Origin of the sequence: Solirubrobacter phytolaccae (assembly GCF_027587195.1) — a bacterium.
Taxonomy (GTDB): Bacteria; Actinomycetota; Thermoleophilia; order Solirubrobacterales; family Solirubrobacteraceae; genus Solirubrobacter; species Solirubrobacter phytolaccae.
Window position 1 is genome coordinate 57,380 of record NZ_JAPDDP010000009.1, and the last position, 19,550, is coordinate 76,929.

Annotated in this window: 11 protein-coding genes; 7 read left to right on the top strand and 4 right to left on the bottom strand. The window is 71.0% G+C overall.

What is annotated here, in order from left to right; genetic code table 11:
• Nucleotides 1–9: 9 nt before the first annotated feature.
• The 4 genes from OJ997_RS07165 (at nt 10) to OJ997_RS07180 (ending at nt 10,996) form a co-directional block, all read left to right on the top strand.
• Complete coding sequence (locus OJ997_RS07165) at nt 10–5,364, top strand: ThuA domain-containing protein (RefSeq protein WP_270024382.1); 5,355 nt, start codon at nt 10–12, stop codon at nt 5,362–5,364.
• A 113-nt stretch (nt 5,365–5,477) separates the two neighbouring features.
• Complete coding sequence (locus OJ997_RS07170) at nt 5,478–7,385, top strand: SGNH/GDSL hydrolase family protein (protein WP_270024383.1); 1,908 nt, start codon at nt 5,478–5,480, stop codon at nt 7,383–7,385.
• Nucleotides 7,382–9,745, top strand: a complete 2,364-nt coding sequence (locus OJ997_RS07175; RefSeq protein ID WP_270024384.1) for a hypothetical protein — start codon at nt 7,382–7,384, stop codon at nt 9,743–9,745. Before OJ997_RS07170 ends, OJ997_RS07175 begins: the two co-directional genes overlap by 4 nt.
• A 96-nt stretch (nt 9,746–9,841) precedes the next feature.
• Nucleotides 9,842–10,996, top strand: a complete 1,155-nt coding sequence (locus OJ997_RS07180; RefSeq protein ID WP_270024385.1) for an ROK family transcriptional regulator — start codon at nt 9,842–9,844, stop codon at nt 10,994–10,996.
• A 6-nt stretch (nt 10,997–11,002) separates the two neighbouring features.
• Here the strand turns inward: OJ997_RS07180 and OJ997_RS37420 are convergent, their stop codons facing one another.
• The 4 genes from OJ997_RS37420 to OJ997_RS07200 all read right to left on the bottom strand — a co-directional run bounded on the left by OJ997_RS37420 (nt 11,003) and on the right by OJ997_RS07200 (nt 14,881).
• Nucleotides 11,003–12,856, bottom strand: coding sequence for a DNA/RNA non-specific endonuclease (locus tag OJ997_RS37420; RefSeq protein ID WP_270024386.1), 1,854 nt, complete (start codon nt 12,854–12,856; stop codon nt 11,003–11,005).
• A gap of 75 nt (nt 12,857–12,931) precedes the next feature.
• Entirely contained in the window at nt 12,932–13,297 is a 366-nt protein-coding gene (locus OJ997_RS07190; RefSeq protein ID WP_270024387.1) for a hypothetical protein, read from the bottom strand.
• 22 nt (nt 13,298–13,319) lie between these two features.
• Nucleotides 13,320–14,324 carry a hypothetical protein gene (locus tag OJ997_RS07195; protein ID WP_270024388.1) on the bottom strand — a complete coding sequence of 335 codons (1,005 nt, stop codon included), beginning with the start codon at nt 14,322–14,324 and terminating at the stop codon, nt 13,320–13,322.
• Nucleotides 14,325–14,677: 353 nt separating this feature from the next.
• Nucleotides 14,678–14,881 (bottom strand): hypothetical protein, encoded by a 204-nt coding sequence (locus tag OJ997_RS07200; protein WP_270024389.1) that lies wholly within the window; start codon nt 14,879–14,881, stop codon nt 14,678–14,680.
• 116 nt (nt 14,882–14,997) lie between these two features.
• On the opposite strand from OJ997_RS07200, the gene OJ997_RS07205 reads away from it, so the two are divergent.
• Genes OJ997_RS07205 through OJ997_RS07215 form a run of 3 tightly spaced genes read left to right on the top strand, consistent with a single transcriptional unit; the run spans nt 14,998 to nt 19,545 of the window.
• On the top strand, nt 14,998–16,674 hold the full coding sequence (locus OJ997_RS07205) for a hypothetical protein (RefSeq protein WP_270024390.1): 1,677 nt from the start codon (nt 14,998–15,000) through the stop codon (nt 16,672–16,674).
• Nucleotides 16,675–16,720: 46 nt separating this feature from the next.
• Nucleotides 16,721–18,715, top strand: a complete 1,995-nt coding sequence (locus OJ997_RS07210) for an LLM class flavin-dependent oxidoreductase (RefSeq protein ID WP_270024391.1) — start codon at nt 16,721–16,723, stop codon at nt 18,713–18,715.
• On the top strand, nt 18,712–19,545 hold the full coding sequence (locus tag OJ997_RS07215) for a transketolase (RefSeq protein WP_270024392.1): 834 nt from the start codon (nt 18,712–18,714) through the stop codon (nt 19,543–19,545). Before OJ997_RS07210 ends, OJ997_RS07215 begins: the two co-directional genes overlap by 4 nt.
• The last annotated feature ends 5 nt before the right edge of the window (nt 19,546–19,550 follow it).

The window sequence follows — 19,550 nt, forward strand, 5'->3', positions numbered from 1 at the left end:
AGAGAGACGATGAGGATGAGATGGAAGGCGGCGGCGCTGACCGCCGCGTTGCTGGGCATGAGCGCCACACCGGCGGCCGCGCAGACGCCGCGCTTCGACGTGCTCGTGTTCTCGAAGACGACCGGGTTCCGGCACACGGACGCGATCGACGCCGGCAAGGCCGGCATCCAGGCGATGGGCACGGCGCAGAACTTCAACGTGACCGTGACCGAGGACGCCACGCAGTTCACGGACGCGAACCTGCGCCCGTACGAGGTCGTCGTGATGCTGCACCCGGACGGCGAGGGCATCCTCACCGCCAACCAGCGCACCGCGTTCGAGCGCTGGTACCAGCGCGGCAAGGGCCTCGTCGGCATCCACGCCGCGGCCAACGCCGACCGCGACTGGGAGTGGATGAAGGAGGCGCGCGGCGGCTCGTTGTTCAACAACCACCCGGCGATCCAGCAGGCGACGGTCAACATCGTCGACGGCAATCACCCCGCTACGCAGGGGATTCCGACCAACTGGGCGCGCACGGACGAGTGGTACAACTTCACCGCCGAGCCGCAGGGCGTCAAGGTCCTGGCCAAGCTCGACGAGGGCACCTACAACGAGGAGGACGGCACGGCCGAGGCCGACGACCACCCGATCGTGTGGTGCTCGAACTTCGACCGCGGGCGCTCGTTCTACACCGCGCTCGGGCACTCCGGCACGGCCTGGCAGGAGCCCGACTATCGCAAGCACATCCTCGGCGCGATCGAGTGGGCGGCAGGCGCCGCGCCCGGCGACTGCGGGACGCCGCGCGACGGCACCCCGACCGACGCGTCCTTCGACAAGGTCACGCTCGACGACAACACCGAGAACCCGATGGAGATCGCCATCGCGCCCGGTGGCAACGTCTACTACGTCGAGCTCGCCGGCAAGGTCAAGTACTACAACGCGACCACGCGCTCGGTGCGCACCGTCGGCACGATCCCCGTGCACCGCGGCAACGAGAACGGCCTGCTCGGCATCGCGCTCGATCCGGGCTTCGCGACCAACAAGTGGATCTACCTCTTCTACAGCGCGCCGTCGCCCGAGGAGCAGCACGTCTCGCGCTTCACGATCGGCGCCAACGGCAACGTCGACCTCGCCTCGGAGAAGGTGCTGCTGAAGATCCCGCACCAGCGGATCGTCTGCTGCCACTCCGCGGGCTCGATGACGTTCGGCCCCGGCGGGCTGCTGCACATCTCCACCGGCGACGACACCGAGCACTCGCAGTCGCAGGGCTACAACCCGATCGACGACGACGTGATCCGCAACAACGCGGGGGACAACCCGGACGCCGACCGCGCGTATGACGCGCGCCGCACCTCCGGCAACACGAACGACCTGCGCGGCAAGATCCTGCGCATCAAGCCCGAGGCCGACGGCACGTACTCGATCCCGGCCGGCAACCTGTTCCCGCCCTTCCAGTCGGACCCGGCGAAGACCAAGCCCGAGATCTACACGATGGGCCACCGCAACCCGTTCCGGATCGCGGTCGACCAGCAGACGGGCTGGGTCTACAACGGCGAGGTCGGCCCCGACGCGAACGCGGAGAACGCGAACCGCGGCTCACGCGGCTACGACGAGCTCAACCAGATCCGCCAGGCCGGGAACATGGGCTGGCCGTACTGCATCGCCGACAACAAGGCCTACCGCGACTGGACGTTCCCGAGCGGCCCGGCGGGCGAGACGTTCGACTGCGCAGGTGGCCCGAACAACACCTCCAACTACAACACCGGCCTCGCCAAGACGCCGCCCGCGACGGGCGCGCTGCTGTGGTGGCCGTACTCGCCGTACCCGACCGGCTTCCCGTGGGCGACCGGCCCGACGGCGATCCCGACCGGCAGCGGCCGCACCGCGATCGCCGGCCCGACCTACCACTTCAACGAGGGCACGAGCTCCGACACGAAGCTGCCCGCCTTCTACGACAAGAAGGTCTTCTTCGCCGACTGGTCGCGCGACTGGATCGCGACGCTGACGCTCGACGCGCAGGGCAAGCCCGCCGAGGTCCGCCGCTTCATGCCCAATGCCGACTTCCGGCACCCGCAGGACATCGAGATGGGTCCCGACGGCACGCTGTACGTGCTCGAGTGGGGCCGTGACTTCAACTACGCCGGCTCGGGCATCAACCCCGACTCGGGCCTGTACCGGATCGACTACGTCAAGGGCTCGCGCACGCCGGTCGCCAAGGCCAGCGTGGACAAGGACTCGGGCACGACGCCGCTGACGGCGACGTTCTCGAGCGCCGGCTCCGAGGACCCGGACGGCGACGCGCTCACCTACGCGTGGGACTTCGGCGACGGCTCGGCCACGTCGACGGCCGCGAACCCGACGCACACGTTCACGACCGGTGGCACGTTCACCGTGCAGCTGACCGTCACCGACAGCTCCGGCAAGTCGGGCACCTCGTCCGTGCTCGTCACGGTCGGCAACACGCGCCCGACGGTCACGCTCGACCTCCCGCAGGGCGGCGTCTACGGCTGGGGTGACGAGCTCGCCTACAAGGTCACGGTCTCCGACCCGGAGGACGGGACGATCGACTGCTCGAAGGTCGTCGTCTCGCCCGGCATCTTCCACGACGAGGGCGGCAACGCCCACGTGCACCCGGGCGTGAACAAGACCGGCTGCGAAGGCACGATCCAGGTCGAGCAGGAGTCCGGCCACGAGAAGAGCGCCAACATCGCGCTCGTCCTCACGGCCACCTACCTCGACAACGGCGCGCCCAACTCGACGCCGCTCGAAGGCGCGACCACACGGCGCCTGAACCCGAAGGAGATCCAGGCCGAGCACTTCACCGGCCAGACCGGCACGACCACGGTCGACAGCACGTCGGCGGAGGGCGGCCGGCGCGTCGCGCTCGACCCCGGCGACGCGGTGTACTTCGAGCCCGTCTCGCTGAAGGGCATCACCCGCGTGCGCGTGCGCTACGCGTCGGCCGGCGCCGGCGGGCTGGCCGAGTTCCGGCTCGACTCGCCGACCGGCCCGCTCGTCGGTACGGCCGACCTGACGGCCAGCGGCGGCGCGTCGACCGCGAAGACGGTGACCGCGACGCTCACGCCGCCGGACGACGCCAGCCACAAGCTGTACGTGGTCGGCGCGGCGCGCACGGGCGGCCCGACGAGCGCGCTGTACGAGCTCGACCAGCTGACGTTCTCCGGCAAGGGCATCGCGGCCAACGCGGCGCCCGAGGTGTCGATCACCGCGGACGCGGTCAGCGGCGTCGCGCCGTTCCCGGTGACGTTCACGGGCAACGTGCTCGACCCGGAGGGTGCGGCGCTCACGTACGCGTGGGACTTCGACTCCAACGGCACGGTCGACGCGACCACCAAGGACGCGAGCCACGTCTACGCCGCGATCGGGTCCTACACCGCGACGCTGACCGCGACGGACGCGGGCGGCAAGCACCAGAGGGCGACGATCCGGATCGACGCGACCGCCGCGGTGGCGGCGTGCCCGGCCGACGACGACTTCGTCGGCTCCGCGCTCAACCGCGACAAGTGGACCGTCGTGCGGGAGAACGCGGCGACGATGAACGTCGGCGGCGGCTCGCTGAACATCACGTCGGAGAACTTCGACATCCACGCCGGCGCGACGGGGCTGCGCAACCTCGTGCACCAGCCGCTCCCGACCTCCGGGCCGTGGACGGCGACGATCAAGGCCAACTGGGACCCGACGACGAACTACAACAACGCCGGCCTGATGGTCTACGGCGACGACGCGAACCTGATCAAGGCCGGCATGGTCTACAGCGGCGGCCGGCGCTTCGAGGCGTTCAAGGAGCTGGGCAACACCGCGACGGGCCTCGGCTCGGCCACGGGTGTGCTGCCGGCGTCGTTCCCGACCACGTGGTACCTGCGGCTCACGTCCAACGGCACCACGATCCAGCCCGCGTACTCCGCGGACGGGATCACGTGGACCAACTACGGCGCCACGACCAACCTGAGCGGGATCACGGCCCCGAAGATCGGCGTCTACGCCACGTCCGCGGCGACCGTGAACCGTGAGCTCAAGGTCGACTGGTTCAAGCTCACCACGCCGCAGACGCCGGCGGACGAGTTCGACGGCGCGGGGCTGAACCTGTGCCGCTGGACGGACATCGTGCGCCATGAGCCGGGCGGCTACACGGTCGCCGACGGCAAGCTCACGCTGCCCGCCGCGCACGGCGACTTCTTCGCCAACGGCGCGAACAACAACCCGAACATGCTTCTGCAGCCGGCGCCCACCGGGCCCTGGACGATGGAGACGCGGCTCACGTTCAACCCGAACGAGAACTACGAGCAGGCCGGTCTGCTCGTGTACGGCGACGACGCCAACTACGTCAAGGCCGACTACGTGTACACCGGCTCGCGCGTCCTCGAGTTCCTCAACGAGACGAACAACACGGCGGCCGGCTTCGACAACGCCGCGAACATCAACGGCAAGCCGACGACCGTGAACCTGCGGATCGTCTCGGACGGGACGACGCTGCGCGCGTACTACCGCTTCGACGGCGACGCGGCGTGGACGACGTTCGGCTCACCGACGGCGCTGTCGATTGCGGGCGCCAACCCCAGGATCGGGCTGTACGCCAACGACAGCAACGCCACCGTGACCACGCGCGACAACGCCGTGTTCGAGCACTTCCGCATCACCGCGGGCGTGCCCGACACGACGGTGCCGACGTCGGCGGCGACCACCGCCGGCACGGGGCCCGTGACGGTCACGGTGACCGGCGCGGACGAGGTCGGCGGCTCGGGCCTGGACAAGCTCGAGTACCGGCTGGACGGCGGCGCGTGGACCACCTACGCGGAGCCGGTCGTGGTGAGCGCGGTCGGCGCGCACACGGTCGAGCACCGGGCGACCGACAAGGCCGGCAACGTCTCTGCGGTCGGGAGCGTGGCCTTCACGATCGCGCCACCGACCACCGGCGAGTCGGTGCAGGCGAACACCGACCTCACCGGCAGCGTGCCGGGCGTGCTCGCGCTCGCCCTCACCACGCCACCCACGTTCGGGACGTTCACCCCGGGCGTGACCCGCGACTACACCGCGACCACGCAAGCCCACATCACCTCGAGCGCGGGCGAGGCCAAGCTGACGGTGTCCGACCCCAGCACCGCCCACCCGGGCAAGCTGGTCAACGGCTCTCTCGCACTGCCGCAAGCGGTGCAGGTCAAGGCCACGAGCGCCCGCGGCGGGACCGGGGTCTTCGCGGCCCTGGGCACCACGAGCGCGCCGACCACGCTGCTGACGTACAGCGGCCCGGTCGGCAAGGACACCGCGACGATCGACTTCAAGCAGTCGATCGCTGAGACGGACGACCTGCGTCGCGGCACCTACGCCAAGACGCTCACGTTCACCCTGTCGACTACGACCCCGTAGGCGACGTAGCTCTCCCCCACAGAGACCCGGGCGGCCCGTGCACGCGGGCCGCCCGTGGGTGAACTTTCTCTGATCGCTTGCGTTGTACTGCGCGTGGCGGAGATAGTGGCGACGTGAGCACGTACGTGAGGATCGGGCTTGGCTGCCTGCTGTACGTGGGCGCGTTCGTCTTGTTCTCGGTCGGCGGGTACGACCGTGACTGGAAGCCGCTGGCGCTTGGTCTGCTCGGATTGGTGGTGGCGACCGGGCTGCTGCAACGCGGGCTCGAGCGCGCGCGCAAGGAGGGCAAAGCCCTCGTCCGCGTCCTCGTGCCGGGCGTGATGATCGTGGGCGGCCTGCTCACGAGCGCCGCCTGGTTGTTCGACTGGTTCGGCGAGCCGACCGGCGGCGTGGGACTGGGCGGCCTGTGCGCGTTCTACCTCGGCGTCGGCCAAGCCGTCACCGAATGGCGCGCGCGACCATCGCAGAGTCTCAAGCGCGGGAAGCTGTGGCTGGCAGGGGTCGGCGCAACCGCCCTCGCCGGGTTGGTCGTGACCATCGCGTTCCAGGCGTATGGGCTGCTCTTCACGGCGCTCGCGATGCTGCTGCTCCCGATCGGGATCACGTTGCTGTCGGAGGACCTGCTTTGGAACGAACTGGTCAAGCCGTGGTGGGCTCTGGTCGGCGCGGGATCAATCGTCGCGGGGGCGGTGTGCCTGCTCGTGCTCTTCGATGCCACACCGCGCCTCACCCTCGCGATCGTCGGCTTGGCCGTCGTGCTGATGTGGTTCATCGCCTCGAACACGCAGGCCGACACGCTGCTGGTCGTCGGTCTCATCGCCCTGTTCTGGGTCACGTACCCGACCGGCGAAGCCCCCGACGACTTCCGTGGGCCGGAGGCCGCCAAGCCCGCGCTCGTAGCCCTGGGCGACTCCTACATGTCGGGCGAGGGCGCCCCGGAGTTCTACGTCCGTACGAGTGACCCGGCGAAGAACAACGAGTGCAGGCGAGCGCCGACCGCGTACGCAGCCAAAGTCGTGCGCGAAGGGCTAATCGGGATCGACCATCTCGCGTTTCACGCATGCTCGGGGGCCGTCGCGGACGAGATCCACGAGAAGGTCAAGTTCAAAGGCGACCCCGTGGACGACGACTGGACCGCAGGTCTCGATCAGCTTGATCAGCTGCGAGACGTGCTCGATGAGACGAACGCGCAGGTCCGCTACGTGCTCGTCAGCATCGGCGGCAACGACGCCGGCTTCTCGGACATCGGTACCGCCTGCGTCGCGCCGGGCAGCTGCGTCGCGCGCGGGCAGAAGTGGCTCGACCATCTGACGAAGGGCGACGAGAACGTGCGGTCCGAGGTCCGGGCGGCCTTCCGCGCGATCCGGGGCGTCATCGGCTCCGAGGCGCCCGTCGTCGTCGTGCCCTATCCGAATCCGATCGCGCCTGAGCGCTGTGGCTACTCGGTGCTGCGCGAGGAGGAGCACAAGTTCGTCAACGCGTTCGTCGGCGAGCTCAACGGTGTCATTCGCACCGTCGCGCGCGAGGAGCGCTTCTACGTGGTCGAGCCGATGGAGAACGCGTTCGTACCCGGAAGCAAGCGCATCTGCGACACCGATGAGCTCGACGACAGCGGGATGAACTTCATCGCACTGGGTTCGGTAAGGGGGGTCCTCGACCAGGCGAGCAAGCCGAACAAGTGGATCCACAACAGCTTCCACCCGAATGAGAGGGGCCACGAAGCGATGGCCGAGGTCCTCGCCCAATGGGTCGGCTCCCACTCACGCCTACCGGCGAATCCGGTGGGAGCAGACGTGCCGAGCGCCTTCAGCGCGAAGACGATGGCCGACATCGTCGGCCCCGACGTCGCGTACTGCGGCGGCGCCGACGAACCTCGCTACTGCGGGCGCAGTGACAGGGACTGGGCCATCACGCAGATCGGCGGCTTCCTGATCAAGGTGGGAATCCCGGCGCTCGCGGTCGTCCTCGGCGCCTGGTTGCTGGTCATGCCCGCGCTGGCGCGATGGAGAGGACGCTCGTGATCGGACGCTGGACGGCGGTGGTCCTGGTGCTGGCCGCTGGTTTCGCGGGGGTGTGCGCCTTGCACGAAGCGCTCGGCCAGCGGGCGGTGGTCGTCGCCGCAGCGCTCGTCGTGTTGACGGCGTTCGTGAAGTTCAACGAGATTGCGGGGCGGCTACTCGGCGCGGCGGTTGTCGGGACGCTCGTGCTGCTCGGCTTCAACACCAGGTGGGGCAACGAGCGGTCGATCGAAGTGGGGTTGGTGCTTGCGGTCGTGGTCCTCGCGTCCGCCGCGGCCTGGTATCTGCACGGCACCACGCCGACCAAGCCGACCAAGCCGGCGACGCGAGACGAGGAGGCGACGCGAGACGAGGAGGCGCACCGCACTCGCGAACCCGCGTACAAGCGGATGTGGCACTGGGCGATCGGCCGCGGGGCGCAGTGGCACTGGTGGTCGGCAGGTCAGGTCGCCTTCGCGCTGGCCGTGCTGCTGATCATCGACGTGCCGGTGCTGATCACGCCTCGCGACGACGAGAGCGCGACGGCAGTGGTACTCGTCGTCTCCGGAGCGCTGGCGGTCGTGATCGGGCAGGTCGTGTGGTGCCTGTACAAGCAGGCGTCGCCGCGATGGCAGCTACCGGCCGCTGTTTTCGGCGTGGTCGTGCCTGTGGCCGGTGTGGTCGTTCTCGGGCTCGTGCCGATCCTCGTCGAACCCGAGAAGGTCGACCCGAAGGAGATCGCTGCCCGAGAGGGAGTCGACGTCGACGTGCACATTCGCATCATCACCACCGGTCGCAAGCACGCACCCCCGCCCGACGTTGTCGAGCAGGACCCGGATCTGAACGGGTTCACCGCCCACTACAGCGTCGGCGTCGCTGAGGGCACGCGCGTGCGCTGGACGCTGACCGATACCACTGATCGTCGAGAGGCGCTGCGGGTGCTGGCACTGGGCGCCGAGGCGGGCCGAGAGCCCCGGCCCCGCCCTGTCCCCGACGGGGACGACTCGTTGCTCGTGCTGCTCGTCGACGGCTCGGCGCCGATGGTCGACCTGGCCCAACTCGATGAACGCACCGGTGACGACGTGGAGCGGTGGCGTAGCGTCCGACGAGCGGCCGGCGCCGGGGACCTCCCGACGTACGTGGTGCTGGAGACCGACCGAGCGGAACGACTGGGACGCTGGGAGGGCTTCTCGTCCAAGGGCGGCGTCGCGTCGCTCCAGCGCCTCAAGCGTCCGAACGTGACCGAGTTGGCGTTGGCGCTGGCGGTGCGCGCGCCGACCACGACGGCCGATCTCTCGCTCGCGATCAAGTACCGGCCGATCCTGCTGTTCGACAGCGCTGAACGCGTGCCACGGCCACTGTCGATCGACTGGCTGTTCGCCAGCGGGAAGCTCTCGCAGTGCAGTGACGGCGAGCGCTCGGAACCCGATTGCGAGCGGGTGACCGATCCTGCGAAGCTGTTCAACGGCGGGACGCATCTGCAGGTCGACCAGTCCGGCTGGGACACGCCTGGAAAGCAGAAGACACTGCAGAAGCTCGTCGAGGACGAGTTCGAGGCCGTTGGCGGCGTCGCGGGGTCCGAGCAGGGCACGCTCCCGGGCGCGGCGCAACCGCCAGAGCTCCCGAACGCGTCTGCGCAGCTTCCGGACACCGCGATCTACGTCAACGCGGTCTCGGCCACCTCGAAGGGGCGGGACCTGCTCTACCTCGACTACTGGTGGTTTCTCCCGGACAACCCGGTGGATGTCGGTGGCGGGGCGTTCTGCGGCCCCGGGATGGTCATCCCGGGCATCACCTGCCACAACCACGAGTCCGACTGGGAAGGGCTTACCGTGGTGCTCGATCGCACCAAGGAGCCGTTCGTCGCGTCGGTGCACTACGCGCAGCATTCGAAGGTCGTGCGCTATCGCTGGGAGGAGGATCTGCGGCCGATGTGGGACAAGCCCGAGTACGCCGGCTACATCGCCGAGTCTGAGGATGGAGAGCTGCGGCCGTTGGCCTTCGTCGCCGACGGCACGCACGCCACCTACCCGGACCGCTGCCGGGGTGGTGCGTGCAAGCAGTTCCCCGACCCCGACCTCGGAGAAGGCAGGCACAACGGAGCGCTGCGGTGGATCGGCAACCGGATCAACGTGTGCGGCCGTAGCTCGAGCTGCGTGCACCGCTTCCCGACCCGGGCGGAAGGCCGCCAGCCGGCGCAGTGGAACGCCTTCACCGGGCCGTGGGGTGCCCGGGACTGCGCGCTTGGCTACTACTGCAAGTCGGGGACGCCACCCTCCGCGCCGGCGACGCAGCCGCGTTACCGGAACCCGGTCGACTGCCACGGGTGGGCCGAGCCAGTGAACGGCCGGCTGAAGTACGAGCGCGAGGCCTGCACCGGCTGACCGACCTCCACTTTCTCATGAGACGGGCCTAAAGCCGGTTGAAGAAAGCGCTCATTTGGGCCACGCCGCGTCAGATGTCGGTCTAGATTCGGGACCATGGCCACCATTGACGCGGGCTCGGCTCGAAGCGAGCGGCATGCAGACCTGTCCCGCGACTCGCTCTCGCGGGTGGTGACCGCGCTCGTCCAGGTGCCGGGGATGACGCGCGCGGAGCTGGGCGCGCGTGCCGGGCTCACGCGCTCGCCGGTCGGGCTGGCGCTGGCGGCGCTCGACGATCATGGCTTCATCGAGCAGCGTGTCGAGGCCGAGGGCGGCATGGGCCGGCCGCCGATGCGGATCTACCTCGCCGGGGACGCCGGTTACTCGCTGTCGCTCGAGCTCGTCGACCAAGGGCTGCGCGGCAGCCTGTTCGACCTCACGGGCGCCGAGCGACAGGCGCTCGAGCTGCCGCTCGCCGTCGCCGCCGACCCGGGCGCGGTGCTGGACGCGGCCACCACGCTCGTCGAGGACCTCATCGCCGGCTCCCAGGTCGACCGCGGCGCCGTGTTCGGCGTCGGGGTGGTGGGCGCGGGCCTTGGCGACTGGCCGGGCTCGGCGCTCGCGACGGCCCTGCAGCAGCGTGTCGAGCTGCCCGTGCAGGTCGAGAACGACGCGAACGCCGGCGCGATCGGCGAGCACCGCTTCGGCGCCGGCCGCGGCTGCGACGACCTGCTCTACCTGCGGCTGTCGCCGACGATCGGCATCGGGCTGATCATCAACGGCAACCTGTACCGCGGCGTGAGCGGCATCGCCGGGGAGCTCGGGCACATCTCGCTCGGCGGCACCGGCCCGCTGTGCGAGTGCGGCAATCGCGGCTGCGTCGAGGCGCTCGCCGGCTCGCGCGCGATCGTCGGGGACGTGCACGGCGCCGCGCACGGTGACGTGAGCACGGTCGTCCGCGCGGCCCGCGCCGGCGACCGGCGGGCGCAGCGCGCGCTGACCGACGCCGCGACGGTCGTGGGGGAGGGCCTCGCGGCGGCGATCGGCCTGCTCAACCCGGCGCGCGTCGTGGTCGGCGGCGAGCTGGCCGCCGCGGGCCCGCTGGTGATGGCGCCGCTGGAGGCCGCGATCCACCGGCGCGCGTTCCCGGCCGCGGCGGACGCCGCCCGGCTCGTGGTCGGCGAGCTCGGCCCGCGCGCGGAGCTGCTGGGCGCGTCGACGTTGCACCTGCCGGGGCTCGCGGCCTCGCTGGTCGAACGCCTGCTCGACTGACGCGGCTCAGCTGACGATGTCCGACCGGCCGCGGATCTCGCGCGCCACGCCGGCGCCGGCGGCATCCGGGTTCGGCGGCGGCATCGTGTCGGCGCCGGTCAGCGGGCCGTAGTCCAGCCCGGTCAGCCCCGCGAGCTCGCCGATCGCCACCTGGTAGAGGTTGAACGGCTCCAGGCCGAGTGACTCGAGCTTGGTCTCCAGGTCGTCCTGCGTGAGCACGTAGGCCTTGGCGCGCAGCGCGCCCGCCTCCACGTAGCCGATCACCTTCCAGTACGAGCGCGGGACGAGCACGCCGCGGTACTGATGGTCGTCGGCCTTGAAGATCGGACCGCCGACGACGCTGAGCCTGAGGTCGTCGACCGTGACGTCCTCGTAGATCGCGTCCTCGAGCTGGCCCCACAGCCCGTGCTTGGCCGACTGGTTGAAGTCGTCCAGCTGCGGCGTGATGTTCGTGAACAGGAACGACTCCTGGTTCGCGCGCTGGGCCTCCTCGCGCGTGCCCCACAGCAGGTCGGCGCGGCGGGCGATGTGGCCGCGGTCCAGCCGGTTGTTGGAGTACAGGTCGTCGTCGACCTGGTGCTCGGCGAGGTACTCCGGGTCACGCTTGAACTCGATGCCCGAGCGGCTGAGCTGTTGGAGCCCGTTGCCGTCGACGTTCCAGGCGACCCAGCGGCAGAAGCGGCGCGAGGCGCTCATCGCGAGCGAGAAGTGGGTCGCGTGCCGGACCACGCCGTCGCTCTGCTGCAGCGGCGCGTAGTCGGCTTCGACGGCCTCGGTGGCGACGGGGAACGGGATCGTCTGGCCGGGCAGGAAGGCCGCGTCGTAGCCCGCGCTCGCGGCCTGGCTGACGATCCGCGGGGGCGCCGCGAGCGGCGAGATCTCGAGCTTGCTGAACACCGACGACGCGTAGCAGGCGAGCGCGTGCTCGCCGCTCGTCCCGTCGGCCTCGCCCGCGAAGTGCAGCCCGAGCATCATGTCCGTCGCCGCGCCCTCCGCGTCGCGCGCCAGCCACGCCGCGCCCGAGTCGCCGCCGTCGGAGATCTCGCCGTCGGTGGCCGGGTGGTCGGCGTCGGGGCCGATCTCGAAGCCGCCGATCTGCTCCTCGTGGGCCGGACCGTAGGCGATCTTGGTGATCGTGTGCACGCGCGTGACGACGCCGTAGGTGACGCCGGTCGTGCGGCCGGACTTGACCACGCGGTCGCCGAGCTCGGGGTCGCCGAGCCGGCGGACGGGGACGCCCAGCTCGAGGATCGTCTCCTCGGCGCCGCGGCCCTCGACGCTCGCGATCGCGCAGTCGCCGGCCAGGCCCAGGAAGCTGCGCACGAGCCGGCCGCAGCCGTTCTCGTCGACCCGGTTGTCGTCGAACGCGCCGGGCTGCACGATCCGGTCGCCGAGCGCGCCCTCGGGCCCCTGGAAGACGTGCCAGTTCGACAGCATCCGCGTCTCGCCGGTCGCGTCCTCGCGCACGAGGCAGCCGAGCGTGCCGGCGCTGACCGCGGTGTGGCCGATGCTGACGCCCGGGACCATCGGGTCCAGCCGCCGCTTGCGATCGGCCTTGGGCTCGGCGTCGACGGCCGTCGGATGCGCCGTGTAGCGGCGCTCGACCACGTCGGTGGGGAAGCGGATGCCGTTGGCGGTGAGCTCCGGCGGGATCGGCCGCGTCGGCGCGGCCTCCAGGCCTTCCGGCGCGAACTTCGTCTTGACCGTGAACTGCAGCGCGAGCTCGTCGGTCGGCTCGCCGCCCGTGACCTTGTACGCGACGCCGACCGACGTGATGTTCGGGTCGGCGAGGTACTCGTCGGCGACCTGACGCACCGCGGCCTCGATCGTCGCTCGGTCCTTGAGGTCGCCCTTCCGCACGCGCGGCGCATCGTACCCGCCGCACGCGACGCGTGGCCGGCCCCCGAGCGGAGGCCGAGCCACGCGCGCCGGTGCTCAGCTACAGGGCGTCTGCTGCAGCGTCTCGACGCCGGTGCCCCAGTCCATCATGTGGGTGACGACCAGGTTCTCGCAGGTCGTCTCGGCCGTGTTGTACAGGTAGTGCTCACCCTCGATCTCGTCGTAGAACGAGTACTGCTGCGTCGGGCCCCACACGGCCTCGTGCGCGACCCAGCCGTTGTAGTTGGCGAACGTCGTGATCTCCAGCAGGCCGTCCCCGCCGCTGACGCAGACGTAGTAGAAGTTCGCGTCCGGCCCCTCGCAACCGGACCCCGCGGCGCTCGTGGCCACGAGCGGCGACAGGCACAGCGCCGCCACCGTCGCGGCGGTCGCGAACCCGAGCTTCCTCCGAAGTGACTTCATGGTTTCCCCTCTGTGGTTGTTGTCAACTGCCCCCTGCTCGCCCTCCGGCCTCCAACCGCGAGACCAGGGACGTGGCGGGACCGGCCGAGGCGAACAGCACGAGCTGTCCGTCACGGGTCGTCCCGAGATCGGCGGTGGCCGGGTCTGCCCCGGCGAAGAGCGTGCGCGGGCGGCTCCATCCCTCGTGCCAGCGCACGTAGCGCAACTCCGATCGCTGCTCCCGCGCCGTGCGGTAGACGACGTGCACGACGCCACAGCGGTCGACCGCCGAGCGCACCTCCTGGAACCCCTCCTGAGGCTTCAGGTCGCTCGGCTCCGACCAGGTCGCCCCGCGATCGGGTGAGGCGACGTGGCGGATCACCTCGGGCAGGAACCCGCCCGAGACGTTCTGGCGCCACTGCAGGTGCAGCGCGCCGTCGGGTCCTTCGCGCACGGTGATCCCGTGCGCCTGTCCGCCCGCGGGCATCGCCCGGGGTGCGGTCCAGCTTGTGCCGCCGTCGTCGGACGCGGTGACGAGCGTCCGGTTCGGCTCCCCCGCGTGGGGCGCGATCGCGGCGACGGTCACGCGCCCTGCGGCGTCCGCGGCGACGCTCGCGTAGACGGCCTCGGGGATCCGCAGCTCGTGCGCCGTCCAGCGGCGGCCGTCGAGACGCAGGTAGACGAGGGCGTTCCCGCGCGCGTCGGTCGTGTGGGGGACGATCGCGTGGAGCCCGCCGTTCGCGTCGGCGCGCAGCTCGGCGCCGTCACGGTTCCACAGCAGGTTGCCGCGGGCGCGGTGGATCGCCTCCGGACGGCTCCAGCCGGTCGCGGCGTCGTAGGTGGCGTGCCAGAGCGTCCGCGTGCGCGTCGCCGGGAAACGCCGGCGCGGGATCGCCGCCTTCGTGGCCTGCGGCTCGCCCCAGAGCACGTGCAGGCGTCCGTCGCCGTCGAGCGCGGCCTGGGGGAGCAGGAACCAGAACGCCCCCGGTGGACGGCCGATCGAGCGGCCGGTCCGCGTGTCGACCGCCAGCAGCGCGCCCTGACGCATCGTCCCCGCGTCGAACGCCGGGATGTCGTTGCCGACGGCGAACGTGCCGCTACCGGCAGTGGCGAGTGAGCCGTAGCGGAGCGTGCCTCGCTCGCCGGCGAGCGTCGTCGCCCGCGTCCATTCGCCGGCCTGACAGCCGGCCGTGGGTGTCGTCGAGGTACCGCACGACGAAAGGAGCGCAGCCAGACATGCGCCGACTAACGCGCTAAAGCAAGCTCTCCCCCGCCGCGAAGCCCCCACTTTGTGGGTGCTACGCATCGGACTAGAGCCTGCCAGTTAATCCGAAGTCCGTCAATGCGTCGAGAACACGTTCTCATTCCGCATTGTTGCACTGCAAAACGGCGTATCCGGTGCTAGTACGCCCACCAGGAGCGCGAGCCCGTGTCGTCCACGTACGGGCTGGTCGAGCGGAGGGCCATGTTGAGCTTGATGCAGGAGTCGGTCTCCGGCAGGTAGCAGCGCAGGATCGCGAAGAACTCACCGGGCGCAGCCACGGCAGATGCGCCGGAGATGGCCACCGGCGGGCCGCTCGAACGAGTCGCAGTGACGGCTTCCACACCCAGGCCATCGTCCGTTCGGGCCCAAGACTTGATCCCCACCTCCCCGATTCCCTGACAAATCTCAGGGTTCGACCCCGATTTTCGAGGTTCTGCGGAGCCCGTACGCTCGCGGCGTGATCCGTCTCGCGCTCCTCGTTTTCGCTGCATTGCTCGTGTTCTCGGGGTCGGCCGAGGCGGCGGTGAACCGGACCTGCGCGTCCGGCACCACGGTCTATGAGAAAGATGGCGTGCGGGTGTTCGAAGCTGGACGGAGTGACGACTCGTGGTTCGCCTGCGGGCCGACGAGCACCCGCCCGAGTCTCCTGTGGACCGTCTCGCCGGCCTACGGGCACTTCGCGGTGACCGCGCGGATCGGCGACAAGCTCGTCTTCGAGGGGGACGGCTGGGGTGAGGGCGGCGGCGAGAACACGTTCGTGGGCTGGTTCGACGCGCGCACGTCCGAGGTGCGCCGTGGCGAGCTCGCCGGCGGGGTGAGCAACACGCCGTACGAGGTGACGGTCGCGGCGGACGGCAGCCTCGGCCTCGTCGTCGGGTTCGACGAGGAGGCCAGCCTGCGGGTGGGCCATCTCAAGCTGTCGAGCACGCCGGGTGCGCTGCAGCGCGAGCTCGTGCTCGCCACGCCGGGGGCGCGCGTGCCCGGCTCGCTCGCCTTCGCCGACGGCGACCGGGCGCTCACCTGGCGCCTGCAGGACGGCACCACGCGCAGCGTCCCGACGAGCGGCGAGGCGGTCACCTGCACGAGCGGGACGACCATCGCCGAGGCCGGCGGCGCGCGCGTGTTCGAGGTCTTCCCGAACCGCAAGACGGACCGGGGCTTCCAGGCCGACGTGCTGGCCGCCTGCGCGCGCGGCGCGACCAAGCCGCGCGAGCTCGGGGTCTCCGACGTCTACGACCAGCAACTCTGGGGCGCGCTCGCGCTGAGCCGCGCGGGCGACTGGACCGCGTTCGCGACCGGCCTGTCCGGCCTCGTCGTGCTCGACGGCACCACGGGACAGGTGCGGTTCGTCGAGCCGCGTGGCGTCAGCTTCCTGCAGGACGTCGCGATCTCCGCGGCGGGCGAGGTCGTGTTCATCGCGAGGGAGTCGTGGACGGGCGGCACCGGCTCGTTCGTCTTCAGGGTCACGGATCGGGCCTCCGAGCGGCTGGCGACGCCCGGCGGCGAGACCGTGCCGGGCAGCCTGGCGGTCACGGGTGACGGGCGCGCGACCTGGCAGATCAAGGACGGCCTCGCGCAGTCGACGCCGCTCGCGGGCGAGGCCGCCGTCACCTGCGGCGCCGGCACGGCGCTGATCGATCGCGACGGGCTGCGCGTGTTCGAGCTGATGCTCAAGGGCGGGAAGCACACGCGGCTCTACGTGTGCCCGCCGGGCGCCGCCACGCCGGTGCTCCTGCGCACGGGGCCGCGCCGCGCCGGCTGGGAGGTGGCCGAGTTCGGCCGCGAGCGCGGTCGCGTCGCGCTCTACCTCGGCGCCGAGACCCACTTCGACGACGACTACCTCGTCAGCATCAGCGCGGCCGGGGTGCGCGCGGCATCCTTGGGGCAGACCTACTCGTGGGGCTACATCCGCGGCGTGGCGGTCGCGCCGGACGGGCGAATCGGGGTCGCGCACCGGCGCGGGAGCCGCTGGCGGGTGACGCTCTTCGACCGCGGCCGTCCCGGGAGGCTGAAGCGCGAGCGGACGCTGGCCAGGCCGCGCGACGGCGTCCGGCCGGGCACGCTGGCCTTTAGCGGCCGCCGGCTCGTGTGGCGCAGCCGCGCCGGCGCGTCTCGCGGCGTGCGGGTGCAGTAGCCGGCTACTGAGGACGCGGGCGCGGATCGCGCCGAGCATGGCGGTCATGGAACTGTGGCTGCACACCTTCGCCATCCCGCGCCGTGTCGTCACGGTCGCGCGCTGGGCCGAGCGCGTCGGGTTCATCGGGCTGCTCCTCGCCGACAGCCAGCACCTGACCGCGGACCTCTGGGTCGAGCTCGCGCTCGCGGGCGTGGCGACGACGCACCTGCGGCTCGGGCCGGGCGCGACCAACCCGCGCACCCGTCACCTGGCCGTCACCGCCTCGGCGGCGGCGACCCTGCAGGCCGAGACCGGCGGGCGCGCCGTGCTCGGGATCGCGCGCGGCGACTCCGCGCTGAGCCACGCCGGGCTCGAGCCGCCGACGGTGGCGGAGTTCGAGCGCGACCTGGTGGAGCTGCGGACGTTGCTGGGGGAGGGCGCGCTGCGCTGGGTCGCGGGACGCGACGACCCGGTCGTGCCGGTGCACGTGGCCGCGACGGGGCCGCGCGTGATCGCCGCCGCCGCGCGGCACGCCGACGGCGTCGACTTGACCGTCGGCGCCGAGCCCGAGCGGCTGCGCGCGGCGGTCGAGCATGCCCGCGCCGTCAACCCCGACGTGTCGATCGGCGCCTACGTCAACGTCGGCGTGCACGAGGACGTCGCCCGGGCGCGTGATCTCGTGCGCGGCAGCACGGCCACGTTCGCGCGCTTCGGCGACCACGACGGCCAGCTCGCCGACCGCTACGACCGCACGCAGCACGGCTCGGCGGCGAGCACGCTCGCGCGCGGCCTGCCCGACGAGCTGATCGACCGCTTCGCGATCGTCGGCCCGCCCGAGGTCGTCGTCGAGCGCCTCGAGGCGGTCGCCGCCACCGGGGTCGAGCGCGTGATCGTCGTGCCGGGCTCGCTCGACGCCGATCCGTGGGCTCTCACGCTCGAACGAGCTGCTCGCGACCGAGGTGGTGACACGAGTCGTACGCGCCTAGTTGACAGATCCGCCGACCCCGCATATAAATGCCGCGCTGCTGCATTCGGTACTGAATTTTTATGCAGCGGCACCCGGCGAGGAGGAGAGAGAGCAATGCGGTTTGGCGCAGGCATCTGGCTGTTCGGGCAGTTCGTCGACCGGTACGCGACGGACGCGTACGGGCCGCCCGTGAGCACCATCGAGGCGATCGAGGCCGCCGGCCAGGTCGGCGAGCTCGAGGTCCTCGACATCAACTACCCGTTCACCGAGGGGGTCACGGTCGACGAGGTGCGTGACGCGCTCGCGGCCAACGACATCAGCGCGTGGTGCATCACGCCGCACATCTACACCCGGGACTTCCAGGCGGGTGCGTTCACGAACCCCGACCCGCGCGTCCGGGCCCAGGCGCTCGCGCTGTGCGAGGAGGCCGTCGGCGTCGCGAAGGCGCTCGGCGCGCCGACCGTGAAGCTGTGGCCGGGGCAGGACGGCTTCGACCTGCCGCTGCAGGTCGACTACCGCGAGGTCTGGCGGCTCGCGCTCGAGGGCGTCTCCACCGTCGCCGCGATGGACGACGAGATCCGCGTCGCGATCGAGTACAAGACCAAAGAGCCGCGGATGCACATGAGCTGGTCGACCGCGGCCCGCACGCTCGTCGGCATCACGCAGATGGGCCGTGAGGACATCGGCATCGTGATGGACCTCGGCCACAGCCTGTTCGCCAAGGAGGCGCCGGCCGACGCGCTGCACCTGATCAACGACCACGGGCGGCTGTTCACGGTCGAGGTCAACGACAACTGGCGCGAGTGGGACGACGACCAGCCCGTCGGCTCCATCCACCTCGTCGAGACGCTCGAGTTCTTCCTCGCGCTGCGGCAGATCGAATGGACCGAGCCGATCCTGCTCGACCAGTTCCCGTTCCGTGAGAGCCCGGTCGAGGCCGCGCGCTCGTCGATCAACACGATGAAGGCGATCGACGCCGCCATCGACCGCATCGACCTGGCGCAGCTCGCCGACATCCACGAACGACAGGACCCGCTGGCCGCGCATCGCCTGGTCACCGAGCTGCTGCTCGGCCAGGCGCCGGTCGCATGAGCCAAGTCCGGGTCCAGCCCACCGCGGACGCGATCCGCGCCGGTGCCCGTGCGATCCGCCGCCGCAACGTCGAGATCGTCAACGCGGCGGGCCTCGGCCACATCGGCGGAGACCTCTCGGCGGCCGACATCCTGGCCACGCTCTACCTCGGCGTGCTCAATGTCGATCCGGACCAGCCGGACGATCCCGAGCGCGACCGCTACATCCAGAGCAAGGGCCACGCGTCGGGCGTGCTGTACACGACGCTCGCCGCGGCGGGGTTCATCCCGGACAGCCTGCTGGACACCTACATGGCCGACGGCTCGCCGCTGAACGGCCACCCGGACCGCAACAAGGTGCCGGGGGTGGAGACCAACACGGGCCCGCTCGGGCACGGGCTGCCGGTCGCGGTGGGCACGGCGATCGCCGCCAAGCTGGACGCGAGCCCGCGGCGCACGTACGTGCTCTGCGGTGACGGCGAGCTGCAGGAGGGCTCGAACTGGGAGGCGATCATGGCCGCCGGGCATCGCGGCCTGGACAACCTGGTGGCGATCATCGACCGCAACGGGCTCCAGCAGGGCGCGCGCACCGAGGCGACCAACGCGCTGGACCCGCTGGACGCGAAGTTCGCCGCCTTCGGGTGGGCGGTCAGGACCGTCGACGGCCACGACATCGACGAGCTGCTCGCGACCTTCCGGGCGGCGCCGTTCGAGCGCGGCCGGCCGAGCTGCGTGATCGCCCACACGCGCAAGGGCCGCGGCGTCTCGTTCATCGAGGACCGCGTCGAGTGGCACCACAAGGTCCCGTCGGCCGAGCAGACGGCGCAGGCGATCGAGGAGCTCTCAGAATGAGGACC

Coding starts and splice junctions, on each gene's coding strand:
- OJ997_RS07210 (WP_270024391.1), top strand. CDS start 16,721: ATGGAACTGTGGCTGCACACCTTCGCCATCCCGCGCCGTGTCGTCACG.
- OJ997_RS07165 (WP_270024382.1), top strand. CDS start 10: ATGAGGATGAGATGGAAGGCGGCGGCGCTGACCGCCGCGTTGCTGGGC.
- OJ997_RS07195 (WP_270024388.1), bottom strand. CDS start 14,324: ATGCGTCAGGGCGCGCTGCTGGCGGTCGACACGCGGACCGGCCGCTCG.
- OJ997_RS07190 (WP_270024387.1), bottom strand. CDS start 13,297: ATGAAGTCACTTCGGAGGAAGCTCGGGTTCGCGACCGCCGCGACGGTG.
- OJ997_RS07215 (WP_270024392.1), top strand. CDS start 18,712: ATGAGCCAAGTCCGGGTCCAGCCCACCGCGGACGCGATCCGCGCCGGT.
- OJ997_RS07180 (WP_270024385.1), top strand. CDS start 9,842: ATGGCCACCATTGACGCGGGCTCGGCTCGAAGCGAGCGGCATGCAGAC.